Source organism: Paludibacterium flexuosum (genome assembly GCF_037076605.1).
Classification (GTDB): domain Bacteria; phylum Pseudomonadota; class Gammaproteobacteria; order Burkholderiales; family Chromobacteriaceae; genus Paludibacterium.
Window position 1 is genome coordinate 3,273,589 of the sequence record NZ_AP029060.1, and the last position, 22,922, is coordinate 3,296,510.

The window sequence follows — 22,922 nt, forward strand, 5'->3', positions numbered from 1 at the left end:
TGGTCCCCATCGTCTAGAGGCCTAGGACATCGCCCTTTCACGGCGGTAACCGGGGTTCGAATCCCCGTGGGGACGCCAAGGACCGGTTAGTATTCAAGAAGCACCTGATCTCGTCAGGTGCTTTTTTGTTTTCTGCGCCCGGTTGCCTTCCTTATGCATCTGCATCCCATATGATTGTTTTGAATATGCCTATGTTCTTTTTATCTAGCTGTGGATAAAATGAAATGGACTCTTCGCTGGAATGACGATGTATCTCGCTAATCTGCTATGGCAATGGTTGCTCGGCATGCTGCCGGGGGAAGTCGAGCCGAATGAAACCGGCTGGCTGGTCAGCCCGCGCCTGCACATGCCGTTGATCGTGTTCCGGCGTGCTCAGATGATTCTCAATCGGGTGCGGCTGTTTGCTTCGCTGTTTGCGGTGCTGACGCCGCTGTGGGTGGTGGTGGATATGGTCACGCTGCCCTTGTCGCTGTGGCTGCGCCTGGCGCTGCTGCGTCTGGTGGCCACCTGTGCGTTTGTCGCGCTGGTGGTGCTGCTGCCGCGCAATGGGCGCATGCGCCATGCCTATCGTGCCATGGTGGCGCTGTTTGCCATTCCGACGGTGTTCTATCTGGTGTCGCACATGTTGCTGGTGGATCAGCACTTGCAGGGTGCGGCGGCCGCGATGAGTGCCGGTTATGCTTTCCTGCCGTTTGTGTTGCTGGCGGGTATGGCGATTTTCCCGCTGACGTTGATCGAGACGGTGTTGTTTTCGCTGGCGGTGCTGGCGGCCAATATGGTGGCGTATGCCTTTAACTGGCATGAGGTGAATTTGCCGTCTTTTGGTGCGCAGCTGTGGTTGCTGGTGTTGCTGGCGGGGGTGGGCAGTCTGGCCAGTCTGAGTCAGCTGGCTTTCATTATTGCCCTGGTGAATCAGACGATTCACGACCCGCTGACCGGCATGTTTTCCCGTCGCAGCGGCGAGGAGCTGCTGGCGCTGCAGCAAAGTTATGCCCGGCGCCACAATACGCCGCTGTCGGTGGCATTTGTCGATCTGGACAGTTTCAAGAAGATCAATGACGAGTATGGGCACGAGGCCGGCGACCGGGTGTTGCAGCAGGTCAATCGCTCGATTTCGCGCAGTCTGCGCCATGGTGACATTCTGATTCGCTGGGGCGGCGAGGAGTTTTTGCTGCTGATGCCGAATACCGATATGCAGCAGGCGCGTCAGGCGCTGTTGCGGGTGCTGGAGAATGGGCTGGGACGGCGGCCGGATGGTTCGCTGCTGACCTGCAGCATCGGGCTGGCCGAGCGGCAGGCAGATGGCCTGGAGGACTGGCATACGCTGGTGGAGTTCGCCGATGTCCGTATGTATCAGGCCAAGCGCGATGGCGGCAACCGGCTGGTGACGGCAGCGGAGCAGCGTCAGGCCGGTGCCTTGCAGCTTACGCCTTGATCATGTCCTGCAGCTGGCGGGCGACTTTGAGCGTGGTGGCGGATTCCTGCTCGGCGGAGTAGGCGATATGGGTCACGGCGTCTCGCAGTGCGACCAGCTCGTCCACAATTTTGGTTAATGCCTCTTCGGCGCGGCGGAAGTCCTGTTCGGTGGTTTCCACTTTTTGCCGTCCGTCTTCAATCACGGCCACGTTTTGCTTCACCTCGCGCTGGATGTCGCCAATCATGGTGGAGATCTCGCCGGTGGCTTTGGCGGTGCGTTCGGCCAGTTTGCGTACTTCGTCGGCCACCACGGCAAAGCCGCGTCCCTGTTCGCCGGCACGTGCGGCTTCGATGGCGGCGTTCAGTGCCAGCAGGTTGGTCTGGTCGGCAATCTCGCGAATCACGTTGACGATCTGGCCGATGGTTTCCGAGCGTTTGCCGAGTTCTTCGAGGTTCTGTGCCGTCTGGCGCACCATGTTGCCGACGCCGTTCATGCTCTGGCTGGTCTGGCTGAGGATGTCGACGCCGGTGTGGGACTCGGCCAGCATGACGCTGGCGGATTCGGAGACGGAGGCGGTCTGTTCGGCGACTTCGTTGATGCTGTGGCCGAGGCTGGTCATGCTGCCGGAGACTTCGGCCACGCGGCTGCGCAGGTCGCTGCGGTGGCTGTCTTTGTCGGCCTCGAGGGCGCGGGCGCGTTCTTTGGCGGTGACGTCCATGAAGGTGGCGAGGAAGCAGTCGATTTCGCCGGGGCGTTCGCTGTGCCAGAGGGGTTCCAGCCGGGCTTTGAAGATCAGCTCGCCGATCTGCATCAGGGCTTCGTGTTCGCTGATGCGGCGCGCCTTGAGGTCGGCAAACAGTGAGCGGCTGCGTTGCGGGTCCTGGTGGAGTTGGTGGATGCTCTGGCCGAACGCGTTCTGCACGTCGTGGCCGTTGTTGAGGTGACGGTTGAGGGCTTCGCGGTGCTGGTTGAAGGCCTGGCGGGCGGTACGGTTCATGTAGAACACCAGGTTGTCCTGGCTGTTGTCGGCCAGCATGACCAGGTGGTCTGACAGGTCGAGTACGCTTTTCAGGCGTGCCAGCTCGGTACGCTCCGCACTGGTGTTGTCCCGCTGTTTGCCCCATCCGAACATGTTCACTTCTCCTGGTTTTTGGTTTTCTGACAGTTTCTCGGACGCATTGATTCATATTACGACATCTGCGTGGCTTCGCAGGTCATGACATGCGCATTGTGGTGCGGAAGTGCAAAAAAAGCAGCCGCGAGGCTGCTTTGGGTGGCTTCGGTGTCGATCAGCGGGTGATCGGCTTGTAGCGGATGCGCTTGGGTTTGGCGCCTTCTTCGCCCAGGCGCTTTTTCTTGTCGGCTTCGTATTCCTGGTAGTTGCCGTCGAAGAAGGTCCATTTGGAGTCGCCTTCGCAGGCCAGGATGTGGGTGGCGATCCGGTCGAGGAACCAGCGGTCGTGGCTGATGACCATGACGCAGCCGGCGAATTCGAGCAGGGCGTCTTCCAGGGCGCGCAGGGTTTCCACGTCGAGGTCGTTGGAGGGTTCGTCGAGCAGCAGGACGTTGCCGCCGGCGATCAGGGTCTTGGCCAGGTGCAGGCGGCCGCGCTCACCGCCGGAGAGCTGGCCGACGATTTTCTGCTGGTCGGCGCCCTTGAAGTTGAAGCGGCCGATGTAGGCGCGCGACGGGGTTTCGTAGCGGCCGACGGTCAGCAGGTCGTGGCCATCGGCGATTTCGTCGAAGACGGTCTTGTTGGCGTCGAGCGAGCCGCGGCTCTGGTCGACATAGGCCATTTTGACGGTCGGGCCGATCTTGACGCTGCCGCTGTCGGGTTGTTCCTGTCCGGCCAGCATGCGGAACAGGGTGGACTTACCGGCGCCGTTGGGGCCGATGATGCCGACGATGGCGCCGGGCGGTACCTTGAAGCTCAGGTCGTCGATCAGCAGGCGGTCGCCGAAGGCTTTGCTGACGTGGTCGAATTCGATGACTTCATTGCCCAGGCGTTCGCCGATCGGGATGAAGATTTCCTGGGTTTCGTTGCGGCGCTGGTATTCCTGGCTGGACAGCTCTTCGAAGCGGGCCAGACGGGCCTTGGACTTGGCCTGGCGTCCCTTGGGGTTTTGCCGCACCCATTCCAGTTCTTTCTTGATGGCGCGCTGGCGGGCGGATTCGCTGTTTTCTTCCTGTTTCAGGCGGGCTTCTTTCTGGTCGAGCCAGGAGGAGTAGTTGCCCTTCCAGGGGATGCCGTGGCCGCGGTCGAGTTCGAGGATCCATTCGGCGGCGTTGTCGAGGAAGTAGCGGTCGTGGGTGACGGCGACCACGGTGCCGGGGAAGCGCACCAGGAATTGTTCCAGCCATTCGACGGATTCGGCGTCGAGGTGGTTGGTCGGCTCGTCCAGCAGCAGCATGTCGGGTTTGGACAGCAGCAGGCGGCACAGGGCGACGCGGCGTTTTTCCCCGCCGGAGAGATGGCCGATTTTGGCGTCCCAGTCGGGCAGGCGCAGGGCGTCGGCGGCGATTTCCATTTGCTGGTTGGCGCTGCCGTCGCTGGTGGCCAGGATGGCTTCGTATTTGGCCTGCTCGGCGGAGAGGAAGTCGAAGTCGGCGTCGGGTTCGGCGTAGGCGGCGTAGATCTCGTCGAGTTTTTTCTGCGCCAGCATGACGTCGCCCAGGCCTTCTTCGACGGCTTCGCGGACGGTGTGCTCGGGGTTGAGTTCCGGCTCTTGCGGCAGATAACCGATCTTGATGCCGGGCATCGGCGTGGCTTCGCCTTCGATTTCTTTGTCCAGGCCGGCCATGATGCGCAGCACGGTGGATTTGCCGGAGCCGTTCAGGCCGAGCAGGCCGATTTTGGCGCCGGGGAAGAAGCTGAGCGAAATGTCCTTGATGATCTGCCGTTTGGGCGGGACCACCTTGCTGACACGCAACATCGAAAATACGTATTGAGACATGTTTATCTGCCGAAAGCTAAGTCAGAAAAAGAGGGATTTTACCACGCGGTCAGCGGGTGTATTCCTCGAGCAGGGTATCTTGGGCGCAGCGTAAGCGGCCGCGCACGTTTTTGCGCCGGTAGCTGCCGTCGGGCTGCATTTCCCAGGCGTTGACGTTGTCTTCCAGGTAGAGGCGAAGGGCTTCCTTGATCAGGCGGCGCTTGAGTTTGGGGTCGATGATCGGCACGCAGCTTTCGATGCGGCGGAAGAAGTTGCGGCCCATCCAGTCGGCACTGGCGATGTAGAGGTTTTCTTCGCGGTCGTTGTAGAAGTAGAACACGCGCGGGTGTTCGAGGAAGCGGCCGACGATGGAGCGTACGGTGATGTTTTCGGACATGCCGGGGACGCCGGGGCGCAGGGCGCAAACGCCGCGCACGATGAGCTGGATTTTGACGCCGGCCTGGCTGGCGCGGTAGAGCGCGGCGATGACCTGCGGGTCGAGCAGGGCGTTCATCTTGGCCATGATCTGGGCCGGGCGGCCGGCTTCGGCGTTCTGGATTTCGCGCTCGATGGATTCGAGGATCATGCTGTGCAGGGTGAAGGGGCTCTGGTGCAGCAGGTGCAGTTTGCTGGCGCGGCCGAGGCCGGTGAGCTGGACGAAGATGTCGTTGACGTCGCTGGCGACTTTTTCGTTGCAGGTCAGCAGGCCGAAGTCGGTGTACATGCGCGCGGTGCGCGGGTGGTAGTTGCCGGTGCCCAGATGTACGTAGCGTTTGAGGCCGCGTTCTTCGCGTCGTACCACCATGAGCATTTTGGCGTGGACTTTGTAGCCGAAGACGCCGTAGACCACGTGGGCGCCGGCATCTTCCAGCAGGGAGGCCCAGCTGATGTTGGCTTCTTCGTCGAAACGGGCCATGAGTTCGACGACCACGGTGACTTGTTTGCCGGCGCGGGCCGCGGCGATCAGCGAGTCCATGAGGACGGAGTCGGTGCCGGTGCGGTAGACGGTCATCTTGATGGCCACCACTTGCGGGTCGGTGGCGGCCAGGTTAAGCAGGTCGATGACCGGCTGGAAGCTCTGGTAGGGGTGGTGCAGAAGGATGTCGCCCTGGCTGATGGCGTCGAATAGTCCGACTTTTTTCTCCAGTTGCGGTGGCAGGCTGGGGATGAAGGGTTTGAATTTAAGGTCCGGGCGGTCGACGAGGTCGGGCAGGGACATCAGGCGTACCAGGTTGACCGGACCGTCGACGCGGAAGACGTCACGCGGGTCGAGGCCGAACTGGGTCAGCAGGAATTCTTCCATATGGGCCGGACAGGTGTCGGCAACTTCGAGCCGGACGGCATCGCCGAACTGGCGGTGGCGCAGCTCGCCTTGCAGGGCGGTGCGCAGGTTTTTCATGTCTTCCTCTTCGAGGTTCAGTTCGCTGTTGCGGGTGACGCGGAACTGGTAGCAGCCCTTGACCGTCATGCCGAGGAACAGTTCGTGCACGTGGGAGTGCAGGATGGAGGAGAGGAAGACGAAGGTGTGGCGGTGGCCGTCGCTGATTTCTGCCGGCAGTTTGATGACGCGCGGCAGGATGCGCGGGGCCTGGACGATGGCGATGCCGGACTGGCGGCCGAAGGCGTCGCGGCCTTCGAGTTCGACGGCAAAGTTCAGACTCTTGTTCAGCACCTTGGGGAAGGGGTGGGAGGGGTCGAGTCCGATGGGGGTGAGGATGGGCAGCAGTTCGCGGTGGAAGAAGTCTTTGACCCACTCTTGCTGCTCGATGGTCCATTCGTTGCGGCGCAGGAACTGGATGTTTTCTTCGCGCAGGGCCGGGAAGATGACTTCGCGCATGACGCCGTATTGTTCGCGGATCAGCTGGCGGGCGGCGGCGCAGACTTTGGCCAGGCATTGTTCGGCGTTGCTGCCGTCGGCGAGGATGCGTTCGGGGGTGTGCTCTTTGACTTCCTTGAGCCAGGCGACACGGACTTCAAAGAATTCGTCCAGGTTGGAGGAGACGATGCAGAGGAATTTCAGTCGCTCTAGCAGGGGCAGTCTGGGGTCTTCCGCCTGTGCCAGGACGCGGCGGTTGAATTCGATCAGTCCCAGTTCGCGGTTGAGCATGGTTTGTTCTTGGTTTGCCATGGTGCAGTCCGTGCGGAAGTCAAAAAGAAAAAAGCCCAGTATACCGGGCTTTTATTATGTTTCATTGACCTGCTGGTGGAACGTACCCAGTTGGGGTATCGGCACCCTCGCCAAAGAAATAGGCTTCCAGCTGTTGCGACAGGTATTGTCGCGCACGCTGGTCGGCCAGGCTCAGGCGGTTTTCGTTGATCAGCATGGTCTGGTAGCGAATCCAGCCTTGCCAGGCTTCTTTGGAAACGTTTTCGAAGACGCGCTGGCCGAGCGGGCCGGGCAGCGGCGGGAAATCCAGACCATCGGCTTCACGGCCGAGCTTGATGCATTGAACTGTGCGTGCCATTGAAAATCCTTGATTCAGTTAAATCAGTTATGCCGGCTATTGTGGCATATCCGGTCATCGGCTCCAACCTTGATGTAGGTAGGGGCTCACAGGGTTTTCACGAAGACTTTGGAGCGGCGTTGCTGGTTGTAGAGCTTTTGTCGGGTCTCCGGCAGGGCGCTGGGGGGCTGCTCGCTGAAGCCGCGCTCGATGAACCAGTGGGCGGTCTTGGTGGTGAGGACGAATAGTGAGCTGAGTCCCTGGGTGCGTGCCTGGTATTCGACGTGGTGCAGCAGCATTTCGCCAAAGCCGCTGTTGCGGCGTTCGGGCGAGACGGCCAGGCAGGCGAGTTCGGCGGTTTCGGCTTCGTGGAAGGGGTGCATGGCGACGCAGCCGTAGATGCGGTTGTCGTGTTCCAGCACGGTGTAGCGGCCGATTTCCATTTCCAGGTGTTCGCGGCTGCGGCGAACCAGGATGTTTTGTTCTTCCAGGGGGCGGATCAGTCCCATGAGGTCGCCGATGTCGTCGATGTTGGCCGGGCGCAGTTTGACCAGCGGGTCGCGGGCGATCATGCTGCCGGCGCCGGCGGAGGTGAAGAGTTCGGTCAGCAGGGCGCCGTCGTCGCTGTCGCTGACCAGGTGGGCGCGGGTGACGCCTTCGCGGGTGGCGCGCACGCTGTAGGGCAGGTAGAGCCGGGCTTCGTCGTTGAGGTTGCCGGTGGCGAGCAGTTCTTCGGCCTGCTGGGCGGTCATGTTGTGGATCAGTTCGCCATCCTGGTTGAGGACGCCGATGCCTTCGATGAGGAAGATCAGTTTTTCGGCGCGCAGGGCAATGGCGGTTTCGGTGGCGACTTCTTCCATGGTGAGATTGAAGGCTTCGCCGGTGGGGGAGTAGCCGATGGGCGACATCAGCACCAGGTCGCCGTTGGCCAGCCAGGAGTGGATGGCCTGGGTGTCGAGGCGGCGGACCTGGCCGGTGTATTGCATGTCGACGCCGTCGACGACGCCGAGCGGTTGTGCGGTCAGCACGTTGCCGCCGACGACGCGCAGGTGGGCGCCGTGCATCGGTGAGTTGGGCATGCCGGTGGAGAGGGCGGCTTCGATGTCGAGTCTGGCCAGGCCAACGGCCTGTTTGACGACGTCGATGGTGTCGTCGTCGGTGATGCGGCGGTGGTGGTGGAACTGGCGGTTCAGCCCGTGGCGTGCCAGCAGTTTGTCGATTTGCGGGCGGATGCCGTGCACCAGAACCACGCGCACGCCGAGGCTGACCAGCAGGTTGATGTCTTGTGCCAGTTGCGGGAAATGGCCGTTGTCGACGGTCTCGCCACTGATGGCCAGCACGAAGGTTTTGCCACGAAAGGTGTTGATGTAGGGGGCTGCCTCGCGAAATGGCAGCGCAAACTGGTGAGACAACATGATGCCCGGCTCCGACAGTGGGGTAGTGGTAAAAATCCAGGCCGGGGAGAGCCTGCGCACCCCGGCCTGACGGATCTGACTGCAGCCTGTCGGCGCAGTCGCGGTTTTACTGGCTGGCGGCTTTCTTGACCAGCAGTTGTTGTACTTTCAGGGTGTTGAGTGCCTGGCTCAACTGGTAGTCGCTGGACGGGTCCGGTACGTCGCCGTTGACCTGGGCGCGCGGCGGCTTGCTGCTGTCCGGGGCGGTTTTGGGCGCCGCTGCGGGCTTGGGCTGGGCTGCCGGGGTCTTGTCGTCGCCGTTCGGGTTGGCCAGGTGGCCTTCCAGGTCGGCTTCGCGCACGGTGAAGGCGCGGTAGGCGGAGTCACCATCGTCGGCCAGGATGTCGGGGGTGATGCCCTTGGCCTGGATCGAGCGTCCACTCGGGGTGAAGTAGCGCGAGGTGGTCAGGCGGATGCCGCCATCGTTGGACAGGGGCAGGATGCTTTGTACCGAGCCCTTGCCGAAGGTCTGGGTGCCGATGATCAGGGCGCGTTTGCTGTCCTGCAGGGCACCGGCGACGATTTCCGAGGCGGAGGCGGAGCCGCCGTTGACCAGGACGACCATCGGCACCTTGCGGGTCTGCGGCGGCAGTTTGGCCAGCGGGTCGCTGCCATCGGCGTTGGCGTAGTTGGCCAGGTTGGCGGTCAGGTGCATCTTGGAGTCGGCGGTGCGGCCCTGGGTGTAGACCACCAGGGTGTCCTTGGGCAGGAAGGCGGCGGCGACGCCGACAGCGCCATTGAGCAGGCCGCCGGGGTCGTCGCGCAGGTCGAGGACCAGACCCTTGAGGTCGCCCTTGTTGCTGGCGTACATGCTCTGGATGGCGTTGGCCAGGTTTTCCGCGGAGTGTTCCTGGAACTGGGTGACGCGCACATAGCCGTAGCCGGGTTCGAGCAGTTTGAACTTGACGCTCTTGGTGCGGATGATGGCGCGCGTCAGGGTCAGGACGATCGGTTTGTCGGCATCTTTGCGTGCGATGGTCAGGGTGACTTTGGAGCCGGGTTTGCCGCGCATGCGCTTGACGGCGTCGTTGAGGCTCATGCCGCGGACCGGGGCGTCATCGATTTTGACGATGTAGTCGCCGCTGCGTACGCCGGCTTTTTGGGCCGGGGTGTCTTCGATCGGCGAGACGACTTTGACCAGGCCGTCTTCGGCGCCGATTTCAATGCCCAGGCCGCCGAATTCGCCCTGGGTTTTTTCGCGCAGGTCTTTGAATTCGTCCGGGGTCATGTAGTCGGAGTGCGGGTCCAGACCGGTCAGCATGCCTTTGATGGCATCGTTGATCAGTTTTTTGTCATCGACCGGCTCGACGTAGTCCTGCTTGACGCGACCGAAGACCTCGGCAAAGGTCCGCAGTTCGTTGAGCGGCAGGGTGGAGAGGTTGTTGTCTTTTTCTGCAAAGGCTTGCAGGCTCAGGGTCAGCACCCCGCCCGCCAGGGCGCCGGCACCCACCAGGGCAATTTTTTTCAGGCGATGACTACTCATCAGGAATGACTCTCCGTTTGTAGTTAATGCACCCAGGTAAGCGGGTTGATTGGCTTGCCCAGATATCGTATTTCAAAGTACAGGCCAGCTTCGCCGCTGTCCAGTGCCCCGGTGCTGCCCAGGCTGTCGCCTGCCTTGACTGCATCACCGACACCACGTCCGATGGCGGACAGGCCGGTATAGACGGTCAGGTAGTTGCCGCCATGGTCGACGATGACGGCGTTGCCGAAGCCGCGCAGGGCATCGGCGTAGACGACGCGGCCATCGGCGACGACATGCACGGCCTGGCCGCGGCTGGCATGGATGAAGACGCCTTTCCAGGTGGTGCCTTCGTTGCGCATGCTGCCGAAGCGGCCGGCAATTTCGCCGGTGACCGGCAGTTTCATGCGGCCTTGCAGGCTGCGGAAGGCGCGGCCGGCATTGCTGTCGTCTGCGGCGCTGTCGACGGTTTCGACCGGCACCTGGCTCTTGGCGACTTCCGGCACCGGCTTGCCTTGTTTCTGGGCCTCGGCGGCCAGTTTGCGCCGGCGTTCGTTTTCTTTGCGGGCGGCTTCCTGACGCGCCTTGAAGGCGGCTTTTTCTTTCGCCTTGCGTTCGGCGATCTGCTGCTGGATCTTGCGGTTGATGTCGGCAATCAGGTCGGTCAGCCGCTTCTCATCTTGCTTGAGTTTCGCCAGCTGATCCTGACGGTTCTGGATTTCGTTGCCCAGCTGGTTGACCTGTTGCTGCTTGCTGGCCTTGGCCTGCTGCAGTTGACTCTTCTCCTGCGCCTTGCGGGTGCTCATGCTGACGATGACGTGCAGCTGCTGTTCCAGTTGCTCGGCCAGTTGCGCCAGGGTGGCCTGGCGCTGGTTCAGGTCGGCGATCAGTTTTTGTTGTGCGCGGGCAATGTACTGGTAGTACACCATGTCGCGCGAGGTCTGATTGGGGTCTGAACCGTTGAGCATCAGCTTCATGGCGTCGTGTTCGCCGTTGCGGTATTGCCGCGCCAGCATTTGCGCCACTTTCTGCTGTACCAGGGCGACCTGTTGCTGGGCGTCCCGGATCTGCTTTTCCAGGTCTGCCAGCCGGGCGGAGGAGGCGTTTTGCTTTTTGCCCAGCTGGTTGAGGACCTGGTTGGTCTGCTGGATGGCGACTTCGGACTGCTGGATGGCGGTCTGCGCCTGCTTCTGGACGGCCTGTTTCTGGGCGATGTCCTTTTGCAGGGTGTCGATTTGCTGACGCACCGCCTTGAGGTTTTTCTGCTGCGGGGCGGTGCTCAGGTTGTTGCTCGCGGCCCAGGTCGGGCCGGCGAGCAGCAGGAGGAGGAGAAGAGTACGTTTCACTGGAAGTCGATCAGGGATTCACCGGTCATTTCTGCGGGTTTGTCGATGCCCATCACGGCCAGCATCGACGGCGCAATATCCTTCAGCGCGCCACCCTGGCGGATGCGGGCATGGCGGCCGATATACAGGAACGGTACCAGATTGGTCGTGTGCTGGGTATGCGGTTGCTGGTTGATTTCGTCATACATCTTTTCGCAGTTGCCGTGGTCGGCACTGATGATGACTTCGCCACCGGCGGCCAGCATGGCTTCGACACAGCGGCCGATGCAGGCGTCCAGGGTTTCGACGGCTTTGACGGCGGCGTCGAAGACGCCGGTATGGCCGACCATGTCGCCGTTGGCAAAGTTGCAGACGATGGCGTCGTATTTGCCGCTGGCGATGGCTTCGACGATGTGGTCGGCGACTTGCGGTGCGCTCATTTCCGGCTGCAGGTCATAGGTGGCGACTTTGGGGGAGGGCACCAGGATGCGGTCTTCTCCCGGGTAGACCTGCTCTTCGCCGCCGTTGAAGAAGTAGGTGACGTGCGGGTATTTCTCGGTTTCCGCGATGCGCAGCTGTTGCAGGCCAAGGCCGGACAGGTATTCGCCGAAGCCGTTGTGGATGGTCTGCGGGGCGTACAGCGTGGGTTGCGGGAAGTCTTCGCCGTAGCGGGTCAGGGTGGCGAAGTAGCCGAACTTGGGCTGACGGTGTTTGAAGCCGTCGAAGGCCGGGTCGGTGAGTGCCGTGACCAGCTGGCGCGCGCGGTCGGCGCGGAAGTTCATGAAGATCACGCTGTCGCCATCGGCCATGACGGTTTTGTCGCCGATCGAGGTCGGTTTGACGAATTCGTCGTTTTCGCCGCGGTCGTAGGCGGCCTTCAGGCCATTCAGGCCGGTGTCGCTGTGGAATTCGCCTTCGCCGTCGACCAGCAGGCGGTAGGCGGTTTCGACGCGTTCCCAGCGTTTGTCGCGGTCCATGGCCCAGTAGCGGCCGGTCATCGAGGCGAGGCGGGCCTGGGGAATGGTGGCCAGCACGGCGTCGAGGCGTTCCAGGTAGAGCTTGGCGCTTTGTGGCGGGGTGTCGCGGCCGTCGAGGAAGGCATGGACGGCGATGCGGGCCACGCCGGCTTGCTGGGCGGCGCGCAGGACGGCATGGATGTGGTTTTCGTGGCTGTGTACGCCGCCGTCGGACAGCAGGCCCATGATGTGCAGGGTGCCTTGCTGTGCCTGGCGGAAGGCGGCTTGCAGGGTCTCGTTGCCGGCAAAGCTGCCGTCTTCGATGTCGCAATCGATGCGGCTGATGTCTTGTTGCACGATGCGTCCTGCCCCGATGTTCAGGTGGCCGACTTCGGAGTTGCCGAACTGGCCGCGCGGCAGTCCGACATAGTGGTCGGAGGCCTGAATTGTGCCAAATGCATACTGATCGCACAGCGATTTCCAGTTCGGCATGGCAGCGTGCAGGATGGCATTGTCATCGCCTTCCGGGCGATAACCGAAGCCATCCAGGATTAACAACATTACGGGTGTGGGTTTTTTCATGATATTGGCAATCAGAATATTAGAAATTCTTGATGGATGGCGATTTTATGTTTACTATTGTACCGTATATCGCATCAGAAAAATGACTACATTAGGAGTAATACCTTGTTGTTCAACAACGACCAGATCGAACAGTCTTCGCGCGCGATGAAGGCCATGTCGCATCCGCTGCGCCTGAAGATCATCTCGGTGCTTGGGGATCAAGAGGTCAGTGTTCAGGATATTGTCGAACAGGTAGGCACGTCACAGAGCAATATTTCGCAGCACCTCGCCATCATGCGCGACAAAGGTGTGTTGCGGACGCGCAAAGATGCCAACAGGGTGTATTACCGGGTGGGTGATATCCGGACACTCGAAGTGCTGAAAATGATGCGCGAAGTGTTCTGCGGTTTCGGCGACTGATTTTCCTGTTCGTGACGGCGCGAACCTGCGGGTTCGGCCAGTACGGGCCACGTCCAGCGTGGCCCGTTGTCTTTTCTGCGCGCAGTATCCGGCCGTGTCAGAACGGCAGTTCGGGTTGCTGTGCGATCTTGAGATCGACGCGTACGTCGGTCTGCCCCTCTGCCAGCTGTACCTGCAGGCGCTGTCCCTGACGCAGGTTGTGGCTGCTGCGCACGACGATACCCTGTTCTGTCTGCACGATGGCATAGCCTCGCTGCAGGACGGATTGCGGGTTGTAGGATTCCAGCAGGCCGGCCTGGTTGAGCAGGGTTTGTTGTCGGCGTTGCATGCCGGTCTGCATGGCGCGTTGCAGTGCGGCGGCCTGTTGCGCCAGGCGTTGTTGGCGTGTTGCCAGGGCGGGACGGTTGGCTTGCAGGCGGTTTTGCAGGCGTTCCACCTGCATGCCGTAGCGCTGCATGCGCATTTGCAGGCGTTGTTGCAGTTGTTCGGCGAGGTGGCTCAGCTGGCGAGCCTGTTGGCGCAGGCGCTCGCCCGGGTGGCGCAGGCGTTGTGCTTTCAGGTCGAGTTGCTGTGCCTTGTGGCCGAGTTGCCGGTCGAGGGCGCGGCGCAGTGTCTGCTGGCTCTGGTCGAGCTGGCGTTGCAATTGGTCGCGGCTGGGGGCGGCCAGTTCGGCTGCGGCGGTCGGGGTGGGGGCGCGCAGGTCGGCAACAAAGTCACTGATGGTGAAGTCGGTTTCGTGGCCGACGCCGCTGATGACCGGGATAGGGCTCTGGCTGATGGCGCGGGCGACGATTTCTTCGTTGAAGGACCACAGGTCTTCGATGCTGCCGCCGCCGCGGCAGACGATCAGGACGTCGACTTCCTGGCGTTGGCCGGCGCTGCGGATGGCCTGGGCGATTTGCTGGGCGGCGCCTTCTCCCTGGACCTGGGTGGGGTAGAGGATCAGGGGCAGGCCGGGCATGCGGCGTCGCAGGGTGGTGACGACGTCGCGCAGGGCAGCGGCGGCGGGGGAGGTGACGATGCCGATGGCGCTTGGCAGAGAGGGGATCGGGCGTTTGCGTTCGGCGGCGAACAGGCCTTCGGCGCTCAGTTGTGCCTTGAGGCGTTCGAAGGCTTCGAACAGTTTGCCGAGGCCGGCCATTCTGACGGTGTCGACATTGATCTGGAATTCGCCCCGCGCTTCGTACAGTGAGGGGGTGCCGCGCAATTCGACTTGCTGGCCGTTGCTGAGCCGGAAGGGCAGGGTGGCGACGCGGCCGCGGAACATGACGCAGCGTACCTGGGCGCCGGCATCTTTGAGCGAGAAGTAGGCGTGGCCGGAGGCGGCGATGGTCAGGTTGGAGATTTCGCCGCCGATCCATGCGGCAGGCAGGCCGGATTCGAGCAGATCACGGGCCAGGCGGTTCAAGGTCGAGACGCTGATGACGTCACTGGCCAAAGGGGGAAATGGCATTTTGTCAAGTCATCCACAGCAGTTGACAAAGCACGATTTTATCTGAAGACATCGTGCAAAATCGGTGAAAATATCCGGAGTGATTGGTGAAAAGCCAAATAAAATCAAATCGTTGCGTTGACATTATCAAATCATTCTAGATGATGCACCGACTTGGTGTGTTCGGTTTTTCGGGGTGGATTTTTCAATATTATCAACAGGTTTATCCACACCGTTGAAGCCGCGCTTTAATTGTTTGTCAGCGACCGGTGCATTGTAGCAGTCAGTGCTGGTGGCCGGTATCTTTGCAACAGTCTGGCAAGAAAAACGGCCGCGATTCGCGGCCGTTTGCGTGTTGCGCTCTCAAAGTGTCAGCGGGTCATCAGGCTTTTTTGCCCGACTTTTCTGCCGGCTTTTCTTCGGTGCGCAGGTGGCTCTCGACGTACGGGCGACCGTAGTAGGTGTCGAGCAGGATCTGCTTCAGTTCACTGATCAGCGGGAAGCGCGGGTTGGCGCCGGTGCACTGGTCGTCAAAGGCTTCTTCGGCCAGCTTGTCGACCTTGGCCAGGAAGTCGGCTTCTGCCACGCCGGCTTCGCGGATGGAGGCCGGGATGTCCAGTTGCTGCTTCAGTTCGTCGACCCAGGCGATCAGGTTTTCGACCTTTTGCTTGTCGTTCTTGCCGGCCAGTTTCAGGTGATCGGCAATGGCGGCATAGCGGCACAGTGCTTGCGGACGCGAGTACTGGCTGAAGGCGGCCTGCTTGGTCGGGGTGTCGGTGGCGTTGAAGCGGATCACGTTGCTGATCAGCAGGGCGTTGGCCAGACCGTGCGGAATGTGGAATTCCGAACCCAGCTTGTGTGCCATCGAGTGGCAGATGCCGAGGAAGGCGTTGGCAAAGGCGATACCGGCAATGGTCGCGGCATTGTGGACCTTTTCGCGGGCAACCGGGTCATGGGAACCCTGGGCATAGGAGGCCGGCAGGTAGTCCTTGAGCAGTTGCAGGGCCTGCAGCGACTGGCCGTCACTGTATTCGTTGGCCATGACGGACACGTAGGCTTCCAGGGCGTGGGTGACCGCGTCGATACCCCCGAACGAGGTCAGCGACTTCGGCATGTTCATCACCAGGTTGGCATCGACGATGGCCATGTTCGGCGTCAGTTCGTAGTCGGCCAGCGGGTACTTCATGCCGGTCTTTTCGTCGGTGACGACGGCGAACGGGGTGACTTCGGAGCCCGTGCCCGAGGTGGTCGGAATGGCGACCATCTGTGCCTTGACGCCCAGTTTCGGGAACTTGTAGATGCGCTTGCGGATGTCCATGAAGCGCAGGGCCAGTTCTTCGAAGGAGACGTCCGGGTGCTCGTACATGACCCACATGATCTTGGCGGCGTCCATCGGCGAACCACCGCCGAGGGCGATGATGACGTCCGGCTTGAAGCGCGAGGCGACGGCGGCGCCACGGCGCACGATGGCCAGGGTCGGGTCGGCTTCGACTTCGTAGAAGACTTCGACTTCGACGCCGCTCTTCTTGAGGATGTCGCTGACCTGGTCGACATAGCCGTTCTTGAACAGGAAGCCGTCGGTGACGATCAGGGCGCGCTTCTTGTCGGAGAGTTCTTCAAGGGCAACCGGCAGGCAGCCGCGACGGAAATAGATCGACTTCGGAAGTTTGTGCCACAGCATGTTTTCAGCCCGTTCAGCCACCGTTTTCTTGTTGATCAGGTGTTGCGGACCCACGTTTTCGGAGATGGAGTTACCGCCCCACGAACCGCAACCCAGCGTCAGCGACGGGGCCAGCTTGAAGTTGTACAGGTCGCCGATGGCGCCTTGCGAGGCCGGCGAGTTGATCAGGATGCGCGCGGTCTTCATGCGCTCGCCGAAGCGGCGGATGCGTTCGCGTTCCAGGTCCTGGTCGGTATAGAGCACCGAGGTGTGGCCAATGCCGCCCATGGTGACGAGGGCCTCGGCTTTGTCGAGGGCGTCGTCGAAGTCGCGGGCGCGGATCATGGCCAGGGTCGGCGACAGTTTTTCGTGGGCGAAGGCTTCGTCTTCGCTCACCTTGTCGATTTCGCCGATCAGGACGCGGGTGGTCGGCGGGACCTTGATGCCGGCCATTTCAGCGATGCGGATGGCCGACTGGCCGACGATGTCGGCATTGAGGGCGCCTTCCTTGAGGATGACCTTGCTGACGGCCTTGCATTCTTCGGCGGTCAGGACGTGGCCGCCATGGCTGTGGAAGCGCTCTTTGACTTGCTTGTAGACCGCGTCGACGATGACGACCGATTGTTCGGAGGCGCAGACGACGCCGTTGTCGAAGGTCTTGGACATCAGGATCGAGGCGACGGCACGCTTGATGTCGCAGGTTTCGTCGATGATGACCGGGGTGTTGCCGGCGCCGACGCCGATGGCCGGCTTGCCGGAGGAGTAGGCGGCCTTGACCATGCCCGGGCCACCGGTGGCCAGGATCAGGTTGATGTCGGGGTGGCGCATCAGCTGGTTGGATAGCTCGACGGTCGGTTCGCCGACCCAGCCGATGATGTCGGCCGGTGCGCCGGCCTTGACGGCGGCTTCCAGGACGATGCGGGCGGCTTCGCAGGTGGCTTTCTTGGCGCGCGGGTGCGGGCTGAAGATGATGCCGTTGCGGGTCTTGAGCGAGATCAGTGCCTTGAAGATGGCCGTCGAGGTCGGGTTGGTGGTCGGCACGATGCCGCACAGCAGGCCGATCGGCTCGGCGATGGTCAGGATGCCGAAGGACGGATCATGGTCGATGATGCCGCAGGTCTTCTCGTCCTTGTACTTGTTGTAGATGTATTCGGAAGAGAAGTGGTTTTTGATCACTTTGTCTTCGACGACGCCCATGCGGGTTTCTTCTGCTGCCAGTTTTGCCAGCGGAATGCGGGCATCGGCAGCGGCCAGGGCGGCGGCGCGGAAGATGGCGTCGACCTGTTCCTGGGTGTAGGTGGCATAGAGCCGCTGAGCCGCTTTGACACGGCTGACCAGTTGGTTGAGCTGGTTACTGTCCATGTTACTTCCTCTCTACATAGCAAAATTGGGTTGTCGCCCTTGGGCGAAGCAAAGTCGTTCACGAATGTCCGGGGACGCGCGACACGGGCAGCGGCGGGTGGCTGAGGCGGCAATTCGTGAAAAACCTCGGGAGGCAGGGGGAGGCGGGCCTCCCCCTGTTTCAGGCTTTACTCAGTGCGATCAGGCATTCCACATGGCATGCGCGGTATCCAGCATGCGGTTGGAGAAGCCCCACTCGTTGTCGTACCAGGACAGGACTTTGACCAGGGTGCCGTTGCCGTCAACGCGGGTCTGGGTCGAGTCGTAGGTGGACGAGGCCGGGTTGTGGTTGAAGTCGATGGAGACCAGTGGCTCTTCGTTGTAGTTGAGCACGCCCTTGAGCGCGCCTTCGGAGGCTTCGCGCAGGATCTGGTTGACTTCGGCCACGCTGGTCGGACGAGCGGCCACGAAGGTCAGGTCGACGACGGAGACGTTGATGGTCGGCACGCGAACCGCGAAGCCGTCCAGCTTGCCGGCCAGTTCCGGCAGCACCAGGCCGACGGCGGCGGCGGCGCCGGTCTTGGTCGGGATCATCGACTGGGTGGCCGAGCGGGCGCGGCGGCGGTCGCTGTGGTACACGTCGGTCAGGACCTGGTCGTTGGTGTAGGAGTGGATGGTGGTCATCAGGCCGCTCAGGACACCGATCTTGTCAGCCAGCGGCTTGACCAGCGGGGCCAGGCAGTTGGTGGTGCACGAGGCGTTGGACACGACGGTGTCGGTGGCCTTCAGGGTCTGATGGTTGACACCGTACACGATGGTGGCATCGACATCCTTGCCGCCCGGGGCGGAGATCAGGACTTTCTTGGCGCCGGCGGCGATGTGGGCCGAGGCTTTTTCCTTGCTGGTGAACAGGCCGGTGCATTCCAGCACGATGTCCACGCCAAGTTCTTTCCACGGCAGTTTGGCCGGGTCGCGTTCGGAGCACACCTTGATGGCCTGGCCATTGACGATCATGTTGTCACCTTCCACCTTGACGCTGGCGTTGAAGTGACCGTGAACAGAGTCGTGGCGGGTCAGGTAGGCGTTGATTTCGGCATCGCCCAGGTCATTGATCGCCACCAGGGTGAAGTCCTTGTCGCGGCCACTTTCGAAGATGGCGCGCAGGACGTTGCGACCGATACGACCATAACCATTGATTGCCAGACGGATAGCCATGTTGTGCTCCTTGCTTTCCCCCGCGGCGCCAGCGGCATGCGGGAGCAAAAAATCGGGTAAATGAAACGAGCGTGTTCTGTGTTACTTGCTGCTTTGACTACGGGCGGCGATCCGGTCGGGCCGGATCGCCGCCGGCCCTGCAAAACTGCTTAGTGGTGCTTCAGGTACTCTTGCATGTCGGTCTTCAGGTTTTCGGAGCGCGGTCCGAAGATGGCCTGAATGTTGTTGCCAACCACGACCACGCCAGCGGCACCCATGGACTTCAGGCGAGCCTGGTCGACCTTGTCGACTTCGGCCACGCTGACGCGCAGGCGGGTGATGCAGGCATCCAGGCTGGTCAGGTTGCTGCGACCACCGAAAGCTTCTACCAGGCCTTGGGCCATGGCCGACTTGTCGTTACCGGCCGGTGCGGCTGCCTTGGCTTGTTCTACCGGTGCGCCGGAAGCCGATACGGCCTTGGCAACGGCGACTTCGTCAAGTTGCTCTTCCTCGACGGTGTCTTCACGACCCGGGGTCTTGAGGTTCAGGGCGGTAATCAGTACGCGGAATACGGTGTAGTAAACAATCGCGTAGATCGGACCCAGAATAAACACCAACCACGGCTTGACGTCTTTGACATAGAACACAGCAAAGTCAATAAAGCCCTGGGAGAAGGTGAAGCCCATGTGGGCGCCGAAGGTGTTCATCAGCCAGAAGGCCAGGCCCACCAGGACGGCGTGCACGGCGTACAGGACCGGTGCAACGAACAGGAAGGAGAACTCGATCGGCTCGGTGATACCGGTCAGGAACGAGGTCAGCGCAGCGGAAACCATCATGGCGCCGATCTTGGTGCGGTTTTCCGGCTTGGCGGTGTGCCAGATGGCAATCGCAGCGGCCGGCAGGCCCCACATCTTCGGCAGGAAGCCGCCAGCCAGGATGCCGGCAGTCGGGTCGCCTGCGAAGAAGCGGTTGATGTCGCCGTGGATGATCTGACCGGTCACCGGGTCGGTGAAGTTACCCATCACGAAGAAGAACGGTGCGTTCCAGATGTGATGCAGACCGAACGGCAGCAGCATGCGTTCTACCACGCCATACAGGGTAACGGCGACGGCCGGGTTGCTGACGGCAGCCCATTGGGAGAACACGTCGATACCATGTTGGATCGGTGCCCAGATGAAGGCCAGGACAACCCCCAGGAAGATGGAGGAGATACCGGTCACGATCGGCACGAAGCGCTTGCCGGCAAAGAAGCCGAGGTAGCTCGGCAGTTCAATGCGGTAGTACTTGTTGAACAGCGCGGCAGCCAGGATACCCGACAGGATACCGCCGAAGACGCCGGTGTCCATGGAAGGCATGCCGAATACCATGACGGTCTTGACGCCCAGGATCGGCGCCATGATGCCCATGGTGGCGACCAGGACGGCATAGCCGACGATGGCGGCGATGGAAGCAACGCCATCATTGTCGGTCAGACCGAGTGCCACACCCACGGCAAACAGGATGGGCAGGTTGCCGAAGACGGCACCACCGCCAGCTGCCATCAGGTGGGACACGATAGGCGGAATCCAGCTGAAATTGGCGGCGCCGATACCCAGCAGCAAGCCCGCAACCGGGAGCACTGCGACAGGCATCATCAGCGCCTTGCCGATCTTTTGTAGTACAGCAAATGCATTGAATGACATGATCTACTACCCCTTTTCGTTGTGTCGTGTAACCTTTGCCCGCGGCGTTATTCCTTGATTGCCTGGGTCAAACGAGCGCGAACTTCTGACGCGGTGGACAGCGTCAAGACCTCGGCTGCCAGTGCCTCGCATTCGGTTTTGCTGAACTTGCGCACCAGTGCCTTGATTTCAGGAATCGACGGTACGGAGACCGACAATTCATCCACCCCCATCCCCACCAGCACCGGTACGGCCAGCGGGTCGGATGCCAGACCGCCACATACCCCGACCCATTTGCCGTGGCGATGTGCAGCCTGCACCGTGCTTGCCATCAACTGCAGCACGGCTGGATTCAATGCGTCCGCCTGACGCCCCACGCCCGGGTGGTTGCGGTCCATCGCAAGCACGTACTGGGTGAGGTCGTTGGTGCCGATCGAGAAGAAATCGACTTCACGGGCGAACTGTTCGGCCATGATGGCGGCCGACGGAACTTCAATCATGACGCCCACCTGTACCGGCGGTACGTTGAGCGCCTGGCGCTCTTCCTCGACCATGGCCTTGCATTCGCGCAGCTCGTCGAGGGTGGCGATCATCGGGAACATGATGCACAGCTTGGCGTAGGGCGCGGCGCGCAGGATGGCGCGCAGCTGGCTGCGCATGATGTCCGGCTGGGCCAGCGTCAGGCGTACGCCGCGCACGCCCAGGAAGGGGTTTTCTTCTGCCGGCATCGGCAGGTAGGCCAGCGGCTTGTCACCACCGACGTCCAGGGTGCGGATCACCAGCGGGCGGTTGTGGCCGACGGCACGGGCGATGCTCATGTAGGAGTCGGCCTGTTCGGCTTCGCCCGGGGCATCTTCGCGCTGCAGGAACAGGAACTCGGAGCGCAGCAGGCCCACGCCTTCCGCGCCTTTTTCCATGCCCTTTTCGGCATCCTGCAGGCCGCCGATGTTGGCCACGACTTCCACGCGGTGGCCGTCGGAGGTCAGGGCCGGCTGGGCGGCGTTTTCCAGGTCGGCTTCGCGCTGTTCCGCCTGGCGCTGCTGCTGCGAGCGGATGCTGGACAGTTCTTCCACGGTCGGGTTGATGCGCAGGGTACCGCGGCTGCCATCCAGGATGACCGGGGTGCCGTCGGCAATTTGCAGGGCCTCGCGGTCGATGCCGACGACGGCCGGGATGTCGAGCGAGCGGGCCAGGATGGCCACGTGGCTGGTGGAGCTGCCGCCGCTGGTACAGAAGGCCAGTACCTTGCTGCGGTCGAGGCTGACGGTCAGGGACGGGGTCAGGTCTTCGGCGATCAGGATGGTGTTGGCCGGCAGTTCCGGTGCGGTCATGCGGCTGCCGGTCAGGATCTGCAGCACTCGCAGGCCGACGTCGCGCAGGTCGTTGGCGCGGGCGGCCAGCAACGGGTTGGGCAGATGCGACAGGCGTTCTGCATGCAGGGTGAAGGCTTGTTTCCAGGCAAAGGCGGCGCTCTTGCCATTGCTGATGCCGCTGAACACCATGTCCAGCAGGTCCGGGTCTTCCAGCAGTTCCTGGTGGGCGGCGAAGATTTCGGCGCGGCCGCTGCTGGTCTTGCCGTGGGTCTGGTACTTGAGTTGTTCCAGCTGGGTATGGGCTTCGGTCAGCGCGTTTTGCAGGGCTTCGCGCTCCTGGCTTTCACCGGTGCCGTTTTCGGTCAGGGTGATTTGCTGGTGGTTGAGGATGAAGGCCTGGCCGACGGCGATGCCGGCCGAGGCACCGACGCCGCGCAGCAGGTTGGGGTCGCGTTCGCCGACTTCTTCCTGCGGGGCTTCTGCCTGTGGTGTCTGGGTTTCCGGTGCGGCCTCATGGGCGTCGCCGGCGGCCAGCAGGGTCAGCTTTTCGATGGCGGCCTGGGCATCTTCACCTTCGGCGATCAGGCGGACGACGTCGCCGTGGCGCACGTTCAGACCGAGCAGGGCGACGACGCTCTTGGCGTTGGCCTGTTCGTTGCCGCAGATCAGCTTGATGTCGGACTGGAATTGCTTGGCGGCATGGGCGAGCACGGCACAGGGGCGGGCGTGCAGGCCGGCGCGGCCGACGACGGTGATGGACGGGGACTCGACGCTGGCGCGTGCTTCGCTGTCGGCCAGGCGGCTGGAGAACTCGCCGGTGCGGCTCAGGGTCAGGATGCGGTCGCGGCCGGCGACGACATGGCCGCTGGCGCTGTCCATGGCGGCAACCTTGTCGCCGGTCAGGATGATGATCGGGGTGATCAGGCTGCGGGCATGGGTGGCCAGGAAGGCATCGTCGAATTCGATTAGTGCGTCACCGGCATTGACGTGGTCGCCCTGGCTGACGCGGGCGGTGAAGCCCTGGCCCTTGAGGTCGACGGTGTCCAGGCCGATGTGCATCAGGATTTCGATGCCGTCGTCGGAGGTCAGGGTCAGCGCATGTCGTGCCGAGTGAATGTGGGTGACGGTGCCGGCGCAGGGTGCGCGCAGCATGTTGCTGGCCGGCGAGATGGCAATGCCGTCGCCGATCATTTTTTCTGCGAAAACCGGATCAGGTACCGCGCTCAGGGGCAGCAGCATGCCGGAAAGGGGGGCATTCAGGACCAGTTCCTGATGCAGTTCAGAAGTACCCATATTGAAAACCTCTCGGCTTGCCACGGTCTCTTCGGAGGCGATGCGCCTGATGT

Annotated in this window: 15 protein-coding genes and 1 tRNA gene; 3 read left to right on the forward strand and 13 right to left on the reverse strand. The window is 62.0% G+C overall.

From position 1 onward, the window contains the following. Nucleotides 1-2 precede the first annotated feature (2 nt). Both AACH39_RS15560 and AACH39_RS15565 read left to right on the forward strand, forming a co-directional pair. Nucleotides 3-78, forward strand: a tRNA-Glu gene (locus AACH39_RS15560). 169 nt (nt 79-247) lie between these two features. Then, the gene (locus tag AACH39_RS15565) at nt 248-1,435 is read left to right on the forward strand and encodes a GGDEF domain-containing protein (RefSeq protein WP_215777821.1); all 1,188 of its coding nucleotides are present in this window, start codon (nt 248-250) and stop codon (nt 1,433-1,435) included. Here AACH39_RS15565 and AACH39_RS15570 read toward each other — a convergent pair. From AACH39_RS15570 to gpmI, 8 genes are all read right to left on the reverse strand, one after another. Continuing rightward, nucleotides 1,425-2,549, reverse strand: a complete 1,125-nt coding sequence (locus AACH39_RS15570; protein ID WP_338620540.1) for a methyl-accepting chemotaxis protein — start codon at nt 2,547-2,549, stop codon at nt 1,425-1,427. The genes AACH39_RS15565 and AACH39_RS15570 overlap by 11 nt on opposite strands. A 157-nt stretch (nt 2,550-2,706) precedes the next feature. Beyond that, a complete protein-coding gene (gene ettA, locus AACH39_RS15575) occupies nt 2,707-4,371 on the reverse strand; it encodes an energy-dependent translational throttle protein EttA (RefSeq protein WP_215777817.1) in 1,665 nt (554 codons plus the stop codon). Between the two features lie 49 nt (nt 4,372-4,420). Beyond that, complete coding sequence (ppk1, locus tag AACH39_RS15580; RefSeq protein ID WP_338620541.1) at nt 4,421-6,478, reverse strand: polyphosphate kinase 1; 2,058 nt, start codon at nt 6,476-6,478, stop codon at nt 4,421-4,423. A 61-nt stretch (nt 6,479-6,539) separates the two neighbouring features. Continuing rightward, a complete protein-coding gene (locus AACH39_RS15585) occupies nt 6,540-6,815 on the reverse strand; it encodes an oxidative damage protection protein (RefSeq protein ID WP_215777812.1) in 276 nt (91 codons plus the stop codon). Nucleotides 6,816-6,901: 86 nt separating this feature from the next. After that, on the reverse strand, nt 6,902-8,209 hold the full coding sequence (gene argA, locus AACH39_RS15590; protein ID WP_215777809.1) for an amino-acid N-acetyltransferase: 1,308 nt from the start codon (nt 8,207-8,209) through the stop codon (nt 6,902-6,904). Between the two features lie 106 nt (nt 8,210-8,315). Continuing rightward, nucleotides 8,316-9,731 (reverse strand): S41 family peptidase, encoded by a 1,416-nt coding sequence (locus tag AACH39_RS15595; RefSeq protein ID WP_215777806.1) that lies wholly within the window; start codon nt 9,729-9,731, stop codon nt 8,316-8,318. A gap of 23 nt (nt 9,732-9,754) precedes the next feature. Further along, nucleotides 9,755-11,056: a peptidoglycan DD-metalloendopeptidase family protein gene (locus AACH39_RS15600; RefSeq protein ID WP_215777804.1), complete on the reverse strand. Its 1,302-nt coding sequence runs from the start codon at nt 11,054-11,056 to the stop codon at nt 9,755-9,757. Next, nucleotides 11,053-12,573 (reverse strand): 2,3-bisphosphoglycerate-independent phosphoglycerate mutase, encoded by a 1,521-nt coding sequence (gpmI, locus tag AACH39_RS15605; protein WP_215777801.1) that lies wholly within the window; start codon nt 12,571-12,573, stop codon nt 11,053-11,055. The genes AACH39_RS15600 and gpmI overlap by 4 nt, the downstream gene beginning before the upstream one ends. 105 nt (nt 12,574-12,678) lie before the next feature. Here gpmI and AACH39_RS15610 point away from each other — a divergent pair, with 105 nt between their 5' ends. Continuing rightward, complete coding sequence (locus tag AACH39_RS15610; RefSeq protein ID WP_252346082.1) at nt 12,679-12,975, forward strand: metalloregulator ArsR/SmtB family transcription factor; 297 nt, start codon at nt 12,679-12,681, stop codon at nt 12,973-12,975. A 97-nt stretch (nt 12,976-13,072) separates the two neighbouring features. Here the strand turns inward: AACH39_RS15610 and xseA are convergent, their stop codons facing one another. From xseA to ptsP, 5 genes are all read right to left on the reverse strand, one after another. Next, nucleotides 13,073-14,428, reverse strand: coding sequence for an exodeoxyribonuclease VII large subunit (gene xseA, locus AACH39_RS15615; RefSeq protein ID WP_215777798.1), 1,356 nt, complete (start codon nt 14,426-14,428; stop codon nt 13,073-13,075). 361 nt (nt 14,429-14,789) lie between these two features. After that, nucleotides 14,790-17,429: a bifunctional acetaldehyde-CoA/alcohol dehydrogenase gene (gene adhE, locus AACH39_RS15620; RefSeq protein WP_215777794.1), complete on the reverse strand. Its 2,640-nt coding sequence runs from the start codon at nt 17,427-17,429 to the stop codon at nt 14,790-14,792. A 180-nt stretch (nt 17,430-17,609) separates the two neighbouring features. Then, nucleotides 17,610-18,623: a type I glyceraldehyde-3-phosphate dehydrogenase gene (gene gap / locus AACH39_RS15625; RefSeq protein WP_215777792.1), complete on the reverse strand. Its 1,014-nt coding sequence runs from the start codon at nt 18,621-18,623 to the stop codon at nt 17,610-17,612. A gap of 149 nt (nt 18,624-18,772) precedes the next feature. Then, entirely contained in the window at nt 18,773-20,284 is a 1,512-nt protein-coding gene (locus tag AACH39_RS15630) for a PTS transporter subunit EIIC (protein WP_215777789.1), read from the reverse strand. A 47-nt stretch (nt 20,285-20,331) separates the two neighbouring features. After that, the gene (gene ptsP, locus AACH39_RS15635; RefSeq protein ID WP_215777786.1) at nt 20,332-22,869 is read right to left on the reverse strand and encodes a phosphoenolpyruvate--protein phosphotransferase; all 2,538 of its coding nucleotides are present in this window, start codon (nt 22,867-22,869) and stop codon (nt 20,332-20,334) included. Between the last annotated feature and the right edge of the window lie 53 nt (nt 22,870-22,922).